Source organism: Kribbella sp. NPDC104740, assembly GCF_055583505.1.
The window spans coordinates 110,944-123,418 of record NZ_JBVJNV010000007.1 but is presented as its reverse complement, the minus strand read 5'-3'; the positions used below and the strand labels follow the sequence as shown (position 1 = coordinate 123,418).

Here is a 12,475-nt window from a genome sequence, read left to right as displayed (position 1 = left end):
GCCGATCCGCCTTCAGATCGGCTGTTTCACGCCGGAAATCCGCGGGCAGGTGCTGCACGGGTTCGTGTTCGGCAGCGCGTAGACGAAGCAGCACGACGTCCGCATCGTCTGGGACAGGTCGAGCCGGAACGCCTCCGCAGCAGCGACCGCGTGCAGGGCCTCCTCAGGCATCTGTACGGCGGCCCGCAGCTCGTCGCTGATCGCCCCGAGCCGCTGGCGAGAGCTCAGCTTGACCCCTGGCTGGTAGCTGTCCGTGAACGCCCTGGTGTGGCTCTCGACCTGTTCCACGGCCTCCTGCGTCGTGACGACCCGCTGCGACAGCAGGGCGACCTCCAGCGGGTAGTGGGCGGTCGGGTGCTTCCGGAAGGCCAGCGCGTCCGGTGACACGTCCGGCGAGACACCGGTCAGCGCTGTGGACAGCCCGGCGATGATGGACGGCACCGAGACGTACCACATCAGCACGAACATCGCGGCGACCCGGACCGGAGGCTGGATCGCGTACTCCGCCGCGTACTCGTCCTCAAGCACCTTCCGCCACCCGTGCGTCGGGTCAGCGCCGGCCAACTGGTCCTGGAGCAGGGCGCCGCAGTGGATCCACTCCGGGCCAGGCACCTGGTCCGCGGCCCGGACCGACAGCCACTCCAGCTCCCCGTCGAGCAGGTCCGCGAGGCGGCTCGCGGTGTAGGTCATAAGGCCAGCCTAACCTCGACCAGGAGCTAGCCTCGGTGCCGTGACAGTCCTCGAGCGGTGGCATGTGGGGCCTTGGACAACTTCCGGTACGGCGGTCGGGGCACCGCTGGAGCCCGGGCGGCGGCGGACGCCGGACGAGCTGAACTTCGACGTCGTCGGCCTGGCGCGCATCCTCGGCCGTCGCCTCGACGGGCGAGCGGAGCTGCAGGTCCGGCTCTGGCAGAACGAGCTGCGGCCCACCCACACCCGCCTGGTCGGCGTCCACACGCTCGCTGACCCGGCCAACGCGGAGCTGCTCCGGCAGACCGCGCTGGAGGCCTTCGACTGGCTCAGCGCGCTGGCACCCGACGGCTACGAGTTCGTCCTCACCGACGCCGTCCGCCTCCAGCCCAAGCTCGACCTGACCGCTGAGGTCGTCGCTGTCGACGCGGTGATCCAGCTGGCCGCCGACCGCGGCGACTCGTTCCCCGCTGACCGTCTGGCCGCTTCCCACGTCCGGCAGTCGTCCGCTGGAGACTGGTACGCCGGGGACGCCGTCTGCAACTGGTCAGGCCCGTACCCGACGGCCGACGAGGCAGTAGCTGCCGTCAGAGCCGCCCGCGTCGAGCTGGCCGACCAGCTGCGCGCCGGCGGCCACGAGGACCTGGCCGCTACCGAGCCACGCTGGGCGCCCGTGCCAGTGGATCAGGTCCAGGAAGCGACGAGGTAGCCGACGCCGTACGGCGCTGCGTGGTACAGCAGGTTGCCGGTCAGACCACTGGTTGCTGCCAGGACCTGCCAGGCCGCCCGGCCGGCAGCGTGGAGCTCGGCAGCCAGGTCTGGGTCCAACGCCGCGAGCGTAGTGGTGTCCGCCAGCTGGAACGCTGCGGCGACCGTGCTGTCGAACAGCTCAGCGCGCGGGTGGAGGTGGACGGGCGAGTGCTCGCTGCGGCGAGCTGAGCCGTCGCCCATGACCAGCAGCGCCACGCGGTCGCTGCTGTCGGCCAACTGCTTGCCCAGCGCGAGACAGTTGGCAGGCGTCTCGTCAGACGCGACGGCGTAGTAGCTGCGCGGGACGTCGGCGGCCTTGGACTGGTTGAGCAGCCAGGCGCCGATCGTCAGGGACAGCGGCAGCGTCGGCGTACCAGCGCCCACCTGGAACGGCACGCCGTACGGCGTGAGGCTGCCGGCCGCGTCGGCGGCGTACAGGGCCGAAGGGCCGGAGCCGACGACGACCAGGCGGTCCGCTGCGGCCAGCGGGGTGAGTGCGGTGAGGCAGGCCGCGCGCAGGTCGTCCAGGTCGGCGGCAGCGCCGGTGGCGATCTCGGGAACGAGCAGCGGCGGGTGCGGGCAGACGGCTGCACTTATTACTGGCATGTCAGGCCTCGCGAAGGTAGCGGAAGAAGAGGTACCCGTCGTCGCCGGCCAGCGCTGAGTGCAGCACGTAGCCGCGAGTACTGGTCGCTGCTGGACCGGCGGTGATCCGGCCGGAGCCAGGGCCGGCCAGCATCGGTGCCAGCGACAAGCACATCTCGTCGATCAGGTCGGCCTCGGTCAGCGCACCCTGCAGGTGTGGTCCGCCCTCGGTGAGGATCTGCGGCAGCCCGCGCTCGACCAGCGTTCCGACGACCTCGTGCAGGTCGACACCCGCGTGCCCGCACACCACCACGTCGGCGACCTCGGCCAGCGCCTCGCGCGCCTCGACCGGGGAGGCCGGGTTGGTGAAGATGATCGGCCGCACCGGGGCGTCGGCGAGGTAGCGGGCCTTCGGGTCCAGGTCGAGCCGCGACGAGACCAGGGCGAGCGTCGGATTCTCCGCGAGGCCGTGCTCGAGCCGCCAGGCCCGGCGCTCGGCGCCGAGCCGCAGCGCGTTGTAGTGCTCGTCGCGGACCGTCCCGGCACCGACGAGGATCACGTCGCTGAGCATCCGGAGCTTGCCGAACACCTCCTGGTCGGAGGCGCCGCTGAGCGCCTTCGACTTGCCGTCGATCTCGACCGCGCCGTCGAGCGTGGTCACGAAGTTGCTGCGCAGGTGCGGGACCGACCGGTCCTCCACCTGGTACGCCGCCAGCACCTCCGCCTCGGTGAGCTCGGACAGCTTGCGCATCAGGCGAGGCTCCTTCGGGTGCCGGCAGGTTGTTTCGCGCCCTTGAGGACGGCGACGAGGTCGAGGGCTTGCCGAGCCGCCGGTACGTCGTGCACGCGGAACAGCCGGGCGCCGAGCCAGGCCGACACGGTCAGCGCGGCCGTCGTACCGGTCCCCCGCCGACCCGGCGGCAGCTCCAGGGTCTCGCCGATGAAGTCCTTGTTCGACACCGCGACCAGCACCGGCCAGCCGGTCGCGACCAGCTCGTCCAGGCGACGGGTGAGCTCGAGCGACTGCAACGTGTTCTTGCCGAAGTCATGGGTCGGGTCGATCACCAGCCCGTCGCGCCGGACGCCTTCCGCGACCGCCCGGTCGGCGAGCGCGGTCGTCGTCCGGATCACGTCGGCGACCACGTCGTCGTACGCCATCCGGTGCGGGTCGGTGCGAGGGGTGAGCCCGCCGACGTGGCTGCAGACCAGTCCCGCGCCGCTCGCGGCCGCGGCCGCGGGCATCTCGGGGTCGGAGCCGGCCCAGGTGTCGTTGATCAGGTCCGCGCCGGCCTCGCCGACGCGGCGCGCGACGCCGCTGCGGTAGGTGTCGACGCTGATCACCAGGTCAGGATGGCGAGCACGGATCCCGGCGACGAAGTCGACGGTCCGGCGCAGCTCCTCGGTCTCGCTGACCGGTTCGCCGTACCCGGCCTTGACGCCGCCGATGTCGACCAGGTCGGCGCCGTCGGCGACGGCCTGCGCGATCGCCTCGTAGGCCTTGTCGGTGGCGAAGGTCGCGCCCTGGTCGTAGAACGAGTCCGGTGTCCGGTTCACGATCGCCATCACCGCGAACTGCCCCGGCCCGAACTCCCGCCGGCCGAGTCGCAGCACGCCCGCCCCCGCCACCTGGTCCGCCACGGCGACGACTCTAGCCGTTCGCTGTGAAGCGCTTCCCGAAACCCGTGACGGCGATGCCACATATCCTATAGGATCTCTGACAAGCAGTCCCTGCGTTCCGCCTCCGCACCAAAGAACGGGTCCTCTATGCCGCGCTTCACCGAGTTCGAGACGTACGACGTCCGCTTCCCCACCTCGCGGGACCTGGACGGCTCCGACGCGATGAACGCCGACCCGGACTACTCCGCGGCGTACCTGATCGTGCGCACCGACGCCGGGGACGGGCTGGAGGGGCACGGCTTCGCGTTCACCATCGGCCGCGGCAACGACGTCCAGACCGCGGCCATCGAGGCGCTCCGCGACCACGTCGTCGGGCTCGACGTCGACGCGACGCTGAACGACCTCGGCGGGTTCTGGAAGTCGCTCGTGCACGACTCGCAGCTGCGCTGGCTGGGCCCGGAGAAGGGCGTCATGCACATGGCGATCGGCGCGGTCGTGAACGCGGTCTGGGACCTGGCCGCCAAGCGGGCCGGCGTCCCGTTGTGGAAGCTGCTGGCCGACCTGACCCCGGAGCAGATCGTCGACCTGGTCGACTTCCGGTACCTGACCGACGCGCTCACCCGCGACGAGGCGCTGGAGATCCTGCGCAAGGCCGAACCGGGCCGCGCCGAGCGCGAGGAGCTGCTCCGCGAGCGCGGCTACCCGGCGTACACGACGACGCCCGGCTGGCTCGGGTACGACGACGAGAAGCTGGTCCGGCTGTGCCGCGAGGCGGTCGCCGACGGGTTCACCCAGATCAAGCTGAAGGTCGGCGCCGACCTCGACGACGACGTCCGCCGGATGCGACTGGCCCGCGAGGCCGTCGGCCCGGACGTGCGGATCGCGATCGACGCGAACCAGCGCTGGGACGTCGCCGACGCGATCGCCTGGGTCAAGGCGCTGGCGCCGTACGACGTGTGGTGGGTCGAGGAGCCGACCAGTCCCGACGACATCCTCGGGCACGCCGCGATCGCGCGGGGGATCGCGCCGATCCGGGTCGCCACCGGCGAGCACGTGCAGAACCGGGTCGTCTTCAAGCAGCTGCTGCAGGCCGGGTCGCTGGAGTTCCTGCAGATCGACTCCGCGCGCGTCGCGGGCGTGAACGAGAACATCGCGATCCTGCTGCTGGCCGCGAAGTTCGGGATCCCGGTCTGCCCGCACGCGGGCGGGGTCGGGCTCTGCGAGCTCGTCCAGCACCTGTCGATGTTCGACCTGGTCGCGGTCAGTGGTAGTACGGACCAGCGGGTGATCGAGTACGTCGACCACCTGCACGAGCACTTTCTCGACCCGGTGGTGATCGAGGCGGGGCACTACGTCGCGCCGGTCCGGGCCGGGTACAGCGCGGAGATGTCGGCAGAAACGTTGCGCGACTTCCGCTTCCCGCAGGGTGTGGTGTGGACCGAATCGAAGGAGCAGTCGAAGTGACGGATTTCGCCGGCCTCAAGGCCGTGGTCACCGGTGGCGCGTCGGGCATCGGCCTGGCCGCCGCGACCCAGCTGGCCGCGCGCGGCGCCGAGGTGGTGGTCTTCGATATCAAACCCGACGTCGCGGCCCCGCTGAACGGGATCGCCGCGGACGTCACCGACGACCAGTCGGTCCGGGACGCGGTCGCCTCGGCGGCGCTGCGGCTGGGCGGCATCGACATCCTGGTCAACAACGCCGGAATCGGTGCCCAGGGCAACGTCACCGCGAACGACGACGAGGAGTGGCACCGGGTCCTCGACGTGAACGTGGTCGGGATCGCGCGGGTGACACGGGCGGTGCTGCCGTACCTGCGGCGGTCGTCGGCGGCGGCGATCGTCAACACGTGCTCGATCGCTGCCACGGCCGGGCTGCCGAACCGCGCGGTCTACAGCGCGAGCAAGGGCGCGGTGCTGGCGCTCACGATGGCGATGGCCGCGGATCACGTGCGCGAGGGCGTGCGGGTGAACTGCGTGAACCCCGGTACGGCGGACACGCCGTGGGTCGGGCGGCTGCTCGACTCCGCGACCGACCCGGAGGCGGAGCGGGCGGCGCTGGAGGCCCGGCAGCCGATGGGGCGGCTGGTGTCGGCCGACGAGGTCGCGCAGGCGATCGTGTACTTGGCGAGTCCGTTGTCGGGGTCGACCACCGGTACGGCGCTGGCGGTGGACGGCGGCATGCAGAACCTGCGGCTGCCCGCGGTGCGGAACTGATCGGCGCCACGCGCCCCGGCGCGCCGGCGCGGCTGATCGGCGTACTGTCTGTCTGGCTCCCGTCCGAAAGGTGACCTGCCTGTGAAGATCTTCCCCACGGACCTGCGGATCGGTCTGGGCGGTGCGCCGCTGGCCGGGCTGTTCACGCCGATCTCGGACGACGACGCGAAGGCGACCATCGAGGCGGCCTGGGAGGAGGGCTGGCGGTTCTACGACACCGCGCCGCACTACGGCCTCGGCCTCGCCGAGGAACGCCTCGGCGCCGGCCTGGCCGGGAAGCCGCGCGATGAGTACACGCTGTCCAGCAAGGTCGGCCGAATCATCTACGAGGCCGACAGCGACGAGGCCGACGGCGAGGGTTTCGCCGTCACCTCGAAGCGGCGCCGGCGCTGGGACTTCAGCCGCGACGGCGTTCTCGCGAGCATCGAGGACTCGCTGCGCCGGATCGGCACCGACCGGCTCGACATCGTGTTCGTGCACGACCCGGACGACCACTACGAGGAAGCCGTCGCGACCGCCTTCCCGACGCTGATCGAGCTGCGCGAGCAGGGCGTGATCGGCGCGATCGGGTCCGGGATGAACCAGTCGGCGATGCTCACGCGTTTCGTCCGCGAGGTCGACGTCGACGTGATCATGCTGGCCGGGCGCTACACGCTGATCGACCCCGACGGGCTCGACGACATCCTCCCGGCCTGCCTCGACAACGACACCCAGGTGATCGCCGTCGGCGTCTTCAACTCCGGCCTGATGGCGCAGCCGCGGCCGTCGTCCGACGCGACCTTCAACTACGCGCCCGCCGCACAACCGCTGATCGACAAGGCCAACCAGCTCGCCGACGTCTGCGAGGCGCACGGGATCACGCTGCCGTCCGCGGCGCTGGCGTTTCCGTTGTTCCACCCTGCGGTTGCGGGGATCGCTGTCGGGTGCCGGTCGGCGGCGGAGGTGCACGCCAACGCGGCGTTGTCGCGGGTGGAGGTGCCTGCGGCGTTCTGGTCGGATCTGAAGTCGGCCGGGCTGCTGCGGGAGGACGCGCCGACGCCGAGCTGACGGGTTGCGGTTTACGGCGTACGGCGGTCAGCTCACCGAGGACGACGGTGCGGTGAACGTGTTGCACAGCGCCAGGTTCGGGCGGTCGAACGCCCGCCTGGACCAGGCGCCGTGGTTACGGGTGCTGCCGTGGTCGCGCGCGCCCGTGTCGGCCCGGTCGCCGGTGTTGTTGACGACGTACAGCCACTGGGTGCGCAGTGCGCCGCGGATCGGGTAGCTGTTCTTGTTGGCGCCGAGGAACAGGTTGCCGAAGCAGGACGCCTGGAGCTCGAGCCGGCGCTCCGTCTCCAGCGCGGCCGCGCGGGTCGGCGCGTCGTAGGCCATGCGCCGCTGCGCCCGCAGGATCCCGGTCAGCTCCTGCACCGCGTGACCGTACTCGTGCGCCGCCGCGTGCGACCCGACCGCCCGGCTGAACGTCTGCGACTGCCGCCAGTACTGGATGTCCAGGTCGGCCTTCATGTACATGGTGTGGTTCGTCGGGCAGTAGAACGCCAGTGCCTGCACGGCGGTGCCGCACGGCGAGCTCCCGTTGGTGGCAATCGAGATCAGCCCCGGCGGCCGGAACTGGTACCCGGCCGCGGTCACCTGGCGCCGCCAAGCGCGATCCATGCAGGCTCGCATCGAGCGGTAGTACGCCAGCGAGGCAGCCTGGTTCCCGAGCCCGGCCCGCGACTCCCGGCAGCCGACCGAGGCCTGCGTCCCGGTCCGGTACAGCTTGTTCGTCGCCGCGATCTGGTACGGCGTGAGCCGCGGCGGCGGCTTCTGCGTCGGCTTCGTCGCGGTCGGCCTGGTCGCCGTCGGCCTGGTGGTCGGCGGCGCGTTCGTTGCCGTCGGCACCTCAGGCTCGTCCGCCGTCGGCTCGTACGTCGGCTGAGCCACCGGCGGAGTCGCCGACGAGTCGGCCTTCCCCGCGAGCGAGAACCCCACCCCGATCACCACGGCCGCGAGAACCGCCAACCCACCGACCACAGCCAGCACCACGATCCCAGCCCCCCGCCGCTTCTTCGGCGGCGCAGGCATCGGCCCCCACCCAAACTGCTGCTGCCCCGGCGGCGTCCCCCACTGCTGAGGCGGCGGCCCGTACGGCGGTTGCTGCCCCGGAGGCCCGTACTGCGGCTGCTGCCCAGGCGGGCCGTACGGAGGCTGCTGCCCAGGCGGGCCGTACGACGGCTGCTGCCCACCCGGCCCGTACTGCGCCTGGCCCGGCGCGCCGCCGTACGGCTGCTGCCCGGCGGCCCCGTACTGCGGCTGTCCCGGCGGCCCATACTGCGGCGGCCCCGGTTGCTGCGGATTCTGCCCGCCCGGTCCCCACTGCTGCGGAGGCTGCCCCTGCGGCGAAGGGTACTGAGGACCAGACATGCGACTCCTTCGCCCAGGTCGGTCCCCGCGACCGATCTCCCAGATCTTAAAAGCGCGAGGGGCCAGGCCGGTCACGCGGAACGGGCCTGGTCCAGCGCGACTTGGTCTGCAGGTGCCGGCGCGGACTTCGTCGCCGACGGGTTCCGGCCCGAGCCTCGTCCGAGCCCTGTACCTCGGGGCGGCACCGGCATAGGTTCCCGTGCATGTCAGAGCGGAACATGCAGCAGCCGGACGGCTTGGCAGCCCTCGTCGCAATGAATCGGCGTGAGCAGAAGCCGGTCGAGATCCGACCGGCGACCTGGGCGAGGTACTTGCCGGCTAACCCGGAGTACGCCGGCCTGCTGACCACCGCGGGGACTGCCGACGGCGACCAGCGAAAGATCGGCAGACCTGAGGTCCACGCAGCCTGCGCGGCGATGGATCCCGACAACGAACTGCAGGTCCTGCAGGCCTTCGTCCTGGTGATGGCCTGGGGGAACGCGAACAGCGGACGCGGGCTTTACAACACCCGCGAGGCGATCGCCGACCCCGCGCGGGCGCACGCGGTGCTGCGTCGGACGGCGCTCGACCTCCGAGCGATCCAAGAACTCGCCGACGGATCGCTCGAGAACGTCTACCGCGCGTGGAACCTGCCCAGGGTCGGGCGGTCGTTCTTCACCAAGTGGTTCGCCTTCGCGGGAGTCACGGAGGGCCGCAGCTGGCAGCCGCTGATCCTCGACGACCGGGTCTTCCGCACGCTCAACAAGACGCTCAAGCGAAGCACGATCGATCTCGCCGGGTCCCACCGCCGAGCGAAGCGGTACCGCGCGTACGTCGAAGCGCTCCACCAGTGGTCGGCCGACTTAAAGTTGGAGAAGGCGGCCGACCTGGAGTGGGTGCTGTTCGAGCACAACGGAGGAAGCTAGCGCGGTCCCCGGTGGGAGTAATGCGGATGCGGAATGACCGGCCACGGATCAGTCCGCCGCCGCGCCGGAGCTTTGCTGGTCGCCCGGGGAGGCGCCTGAGCAGGATCCCGCCGGATGCAGTGGAGGCTGCCGGCTCTTCTCATCAGAGGGCCTCGATCTCTTGGAGCTGGTTGTCTTCGATGGACAGCCAGCGGGTGATCGACAGGCTTCTCAGGAACGGGAGGTCGTGGCTGGCGACCACCAGTGCGCCCTGGTACGACGACAGGGCGTCCTGGAGTTGGGCTGTGCTGGCGAGGTCGAGGTTGTTGGTGGGTTCGTCGAGCATCAGGAGTTGTGGGGGCGGCTCGGCCAGGAGCAGGGCGGCGAGGGTGGCTCGGAAGCGTTCGCCGCCGGAGAGGGTGTGGACGGGTTGATCGGCCGCGCGGCCGCGGAAGAGGAAGCGGGCCAGGCGGGCGCGGCGGTCGTTGTTGTCGGTGCCGGGGGCAAGGATCGCCAGGTTGTCGGCGATCGAGAGGTCGTCCTGGAGGAGGTCCAGGCGTTGGGGCAGGAGGCGGGCGGGGACCAACGGCAGGTCCGCGGACGTGACGGCGTGGAGCAGGGTGGACTTGCCGGCGCCGTTCGGGCCGACCAGGGCGATGCGTTCGGGGCCCCGGATCTCCAGCGACACGTGCAGGCCGGTGCGGAGGACGAGGTCGTCGAGGCGCAGCACGATGCGGCCCGCGGGAACGGCCGTGGCGGGGAGGTCGACGCGGATGTGGTCGTCGTCGTGGATCTTCAGTTCGGCTTCGGCCAGCGCGTCCTGCGCCGCCTCGATGCGGTCGCCGTGCATGCCGAGGTGCTTGCCCGCGGACACCTGCGACGACCGTTTCATCGCGCCCGCGGCCATCTTCGACACGCTGCCGCTCTCGAAGGCCCGCCGCCCGCCTGCCTGGCGGCGCTCGATCTTCGTGCGTGCCTCGATCAGCTCGCGCTTCTGCCGTCGCAGGTCGGACTCGGCAACGCGCATCATCCGTTCGGCGGCCTCCTGCTCGACGGCGACGGCTTCCTCGTACGCCGTGAGGTTGCCTCCGTACCAGGTCAGGTCGCCCTTGCGGAGCTCGCCGATCTGGTCGACGCGGTCGAGCAGTTCGCGGTCGTGGCTGACCACGAGCAGGGCGCCGCGGAACGCGTCGACCGCGTCGTACAGGTGCCGCCGGGCGCGCAGGTCGAGGTTGTTGGTGGGTTCGTCGAGCAGCAGGACGCCGGGCCGCCTCAGCAGCTCGGCGGCGAGGCCGAGCAGGATCGTCTCGCCGCCGGACAGCTCGCCGACCGAGCGGTCGAGGCCGATCGCGCCGAGGCCGAGCTTGCCGAGCATCGCCTCGGCGCGTTCCTCGACGTCCCAGTCGTCGCCGACGCGGGCGAAGTTGGCGTCGGAGGCGTCGCCGGACTCGATCGCGGCGATCGCCGTACGGACGTCGGCGATCCCGAGCGCCGCGTCGACGCGCAGCGAGGTGTCGAGGGTGAGGTCCTGCGGGAGGTAGGCCAGCTCGCCACTGACGCGGATCGCGCCGCGCTGCGGGGTGAGCCGCCCGGCGATCAGCCGCAGCAGCGTGGACTTGCCGGCGCCGTTGCGGCCGACCAGACCCGAGCGCGCCGGACCGGCCGCGAACGTCAGCCCGTCGAACAGCACGTCACCGTCGGGCCAGGCGAAGTAGAGGTCGTTGCACGTCAAAGAGGCAGTCATCAGGGTGTACTCCGAGATCTCGAACGAGACCGCGCACCGACCGGTGGCGATCAACCGCTGCTGAAGAGAGATCTCAGTACGACAACCCGCACCCCTGACGTGGACGACAAGACACCCCAACGCTAACGGCCTTCGCGCCGCCACTGCAACGGATTAAGCACCCGAAGGGGCGGAGGGGAGTGGGGTCAGAGCGGCCGACGCCCCGGAGCTACGGTGCTTTGCGGAGCCAGCTTTCGACGCCGGCGATATGGGCGGTCATCCACGCCCGCGCGGCCTCCGCGTCGCGCTGCTCGAGCGCGTCGAGGATCGCGGTGTGCTCGGCCAGCGTCCGCTCGACGGCGCCGGCCTGGGTGACACCTCGCCAGATCCGCGCCCGCTGAGTAGCGCCCGACACCCCGTCCAGCAGCGAGCAGACGACCGCGTTGCCTGTCGCCTCAGCGATCCCCCGGTGGAAGCGCAGATCGTTCGCCACCAACTCGTCGACCTCGGCGCCAGGCGACAGATCACTCGTCAGCAACCTCAGCGCCGTCAGCTGCTCACCAGTGATCCGCGCGGCCGCCAGCGCGGCGACCCCGGGCTCGAGCAACCGGCGTACCTCGAAGAACTGCAGGACCGAGTCGTCGCGGTGCAGGTCGACCATGAAGCTGAGCGCGTCGAGCAGGTGCGCGGAGGTCAGGCTGGTCACGTAGGTGCCGTCGCCGTGCCGGACGTCGAGCACGTTGACCAGCGTCAGCGCCTTGACCGCCTCGCGCAGCGAGTTCCGCGACAGGCCGAGCCGGGCAGCCAGATCCGCCTCCTTGGGCAGCCGGTCGCCCGGGCCCAGCTCGCCGGAGGTGATCATCTCCTTGATCTTGACGATCGCCTCGTCCGTCAGCGCCATCGGATCAGTATGCCGCCGAGGTCGCCCACCCGCTCGTATCCTCGAACCGTGGTGACTGGCTACTCCGGCAAACCGCTGGCGGCCAAGCTCGGGATCGAGCCCGGGTACGCCGTACTGCTCGACCGCGCGCCGGAGGGCTTCGTGATCGAGGGTCTGCCCGGCGGCGTCACCCCGCTGACCCGCCCGGGCCGCGCCGAGCTGGACCTCACGCTCACCTTCTGCGCGGACCGCAAGCGGCTCGCGCAACGCCTCCCCCAGCTCCTCGCCAAGACCGCCACGAACGGGATGATCTGGGTGGCCTGGCCGAAGCGCTCGTCCGGCGTACCGACGGACCTGGACGAGAACGGCGTCCGCGAGCTCGCGCTGCCGCTCGGCGTGGTGGACGTGAAGGTGTGCGCGGTCGACGCCACCTGGTCGGGCCTGAAACTGGTCCGGCGGCTGGCCAATCGCTGAGAACTGGACTGATCCGCTGCGTGACGTTGGCCACACTTCTGTGCACAGCCGGTCATCACGACCGGCGTCCGCGCAGTTGCATACTGTGCACGCCCAGGCGTAGCCGGTACTCCGGAACAGCCCCGAGCCACGCCTGGAACCCCACCTCTGCAACGTCTCCGGCAGTCCCACCGACCCGCGACGGCGGCACCGGGAGCGGGGCCGGGGGCAACGACGCTGAAACACCCGAATCCACAGTGTTCCAGGGCTCGAT

General features: G+C 71.0%; 13 protein-coding genes. 6 read left to right on the top strand and 7 right to left on the bottom strand.

Going from position 1 to position 12,475, the window contains the following annotated elements; translation table 11 throughout:
• Positions 1-12 precede the first annotated feature (12 nt).
• Positions 13-690, bottom strand: a complete 678-nt coding sequence (locus ACZ6Z4_RS31050; RefSeq protein ID WP_465572268.1) for a (2Fe-2S)-binding protein — start codon at positions 688-690, stop codon at positions 13-15.
• Positions 691-730: 40 nt separating this feature from the next.
• Between ACZ6Z4_RS31050 and ACZ6Z4_RS31045 the strand changes: the two genes are divergently transcribed.
• Positions 731-1,399 (top strand): hypothetical protein, encoded by a 669-nt coding sequence (locus ACZ6Z4_RS31045; protein ID WP_465572263.1) that lies wholly within the window; start codon positions 731-733, stop codon positions 1,397-1,399.
• Here ACZ6Z4_RS31045 and ACZ6Z4_RS31040 read toward each other — a convergent pair.
• From ACZ6Z4_RS31040 to folP, 3 genes are read right to left on the bottom strand one after another with little or no spacing between them, the layout of a single operon-like run.
• On the bottom strand, positions 1,375-2,046 hold the full coding sequence (locus tag ACZ6Z4_RS31040) for a class III extradiol dioxygenase subunit B-like domain-containing protein (protein ID WP_465572260.1): 672 nt from the start codon (positions 2,044-2,046) through the stop codon (positions 1,375-1,377). The two genes, ACZ6Z4_RS31045 and ACZ6Z4_RS31040, sit on opposite strands and share 25 nt — an antisense overlap.
• Position 2,047: 1 nt before the next feature.
• On the bottom strand, positions 2,048-2,776 hold the full coding sequence (locus tag ACZ6Z4_RS31035) for a pyrimidine reductase family protein (RefSeq protein WP_465572253.1): 729 nt from the start codon (positions 2,774-2,776) through the stop codon (positions 2,048-2,050).
• Entirely contained in the window at positions 2,776-3,651 is an 876-nt protein-coding gene (gene folP, locus ACZ6Z4_RS31030) for a dihydropteroate synthase (protein WP_465573402.1), read from the bottom strand. The genes ACZ6Z4_RS31035 and folP overlap by 1 nt, the downstream gene beginning before the upstream one ends.
• 138 nt (positions 3,652-3,789) lie before the next feature.
• Between folP and ACZ6Z4_RS31025 the strand changes: the two genes are divergently transcribed.
• The 3 genes from ACZ6Z4_RS31025 (at position 3,790) to ACZ6Z4_RS31015 (ending at position 6,902) form a co-directional block, all read left to right on the top strand.
• Positions 3,790-5,106 carry an L-fuconate dehydratase gene (locus ACZ6Z4_RS31025; RefSeq protein WP_465572250.1) on the top strand — a complete coding sequence of 439 codons (1,317 nt, stop codon included), beginning with the start codon at positions 3,790-3,792 and terminating at the stop codon, positions 5,104-5,106.
• The gene (locus tag ACZ6Z4_RS31020; RefSeq protein WP_465572247.1) at positions 5,103-5,855 is read left to right on the top strand and encodes an SDR family NAD(P)-dependent oxidoreductase; all 753 of its coding nucleotides are present in this window, start codon (positions 5,103-5,105) and stop codon (positions 5,853-5,855) included. The genes ACZ6Z4_RS31025 and ACZ6Z4_RS31020 overlap by 4 nt, the downstream gene beginning before the upstream one ends.
• Positions 5,856-5,936: 81 nt before the next feature.
• A complete protein-coding gene (locus tag ACZ6Z4_RS31015; protein ID WP_465572244.1) occupies positions 5,937-6,902 on the top strand; it encodes an aldo/keto reductase in 966 nt (321 codons plus the stop codon).
• A 27-nt stretch (positions 6,903-6,929) separates the two neighbouring features.
• Here ACZ6Z4_RS31015 and ACZ6Z4_RS31010 read toward each other — a convergent pair whose 3' ends face one another.
• A complete protein-coding gene (locus ACZ6Z4_RS31010; RefSeq protein WP_465572241.1) occupies positions 6,930-8,261 on the bottom strand; it encodes a neutral zinc metallopeptidase in 1,332 nt (443 codons plus the stop codon).
• A gap of 203 nt (positions 8,262-8,464) precedes the next feature.
• Between ACZ6Z4_RS31010 and ACZ6Z4_RS31005 the strand changes: the two genes are divergently transcribed.
• Positions 8,465-9,166 carry an 8-oxoguanine DNA glycosylase OGG fold protein gene (locus ACZ6Z4_RS31005; protein ID WP_465572236.1) on the top strand — a complete coding sequence of 234 codons (702 nt, stop codon included), beginning with the start codon at positions 8,465-8,467 and terminating at the stop codon, positions 9,164-9,166.
• 142 nt (positions 9,167-9,308) lie between these two features.
• Here ACZ6Z4_RS31005 and ACZ6Z4_RS31000 read toward each other — a convergent pair whose 3' ends face one another.
• Positions 9,309-10,889: an ABC-F family ATP-binding cassette domain-containing protein gene (locus ACZ6Z4_RS31000; RefSeq protein ID WP_465572233.1), complete on the bottom strand. Its 1,581-nt coding sequence runs from the start codon at positions 10,887-10,889 to the stop codon at positions 9,309-9,311.
• A 208-nt stretch (positions 10,890-11,097) separates the two neighbouring features.
• Positions 11,098-11,769: a FadR/GntR family transcriptional regulator gene (locus ACZ6Z4_RS30995; protein ID WP_363664880.1), complete on the bottom strand. Its 672-nt coding sequence runs from the start codon at positions 11,767-11,769 to the stop codon at positions 11,098-11,100.
• 48 nt (positions 11,770-11,817) lie between these two features.
• Between ACZ6Z4_RS30995 and ACZ6Z4_RS30990 the strand changes: the two genes are divergently transcribed.
• Positions 11,818-12,222 (top strand): DUF3052 domain-containing protein, encoded by a 405-nt coding sequence (locus ACZ6Z4_RS30990; RefSeq protein WP_465572226.1) that lies wholly within the window; start codon positions 11,818-11,820, stop codon positions 12,220-12,222.
• Positions 12,223-12,475 lie beyond the last annotated feature (253 nt).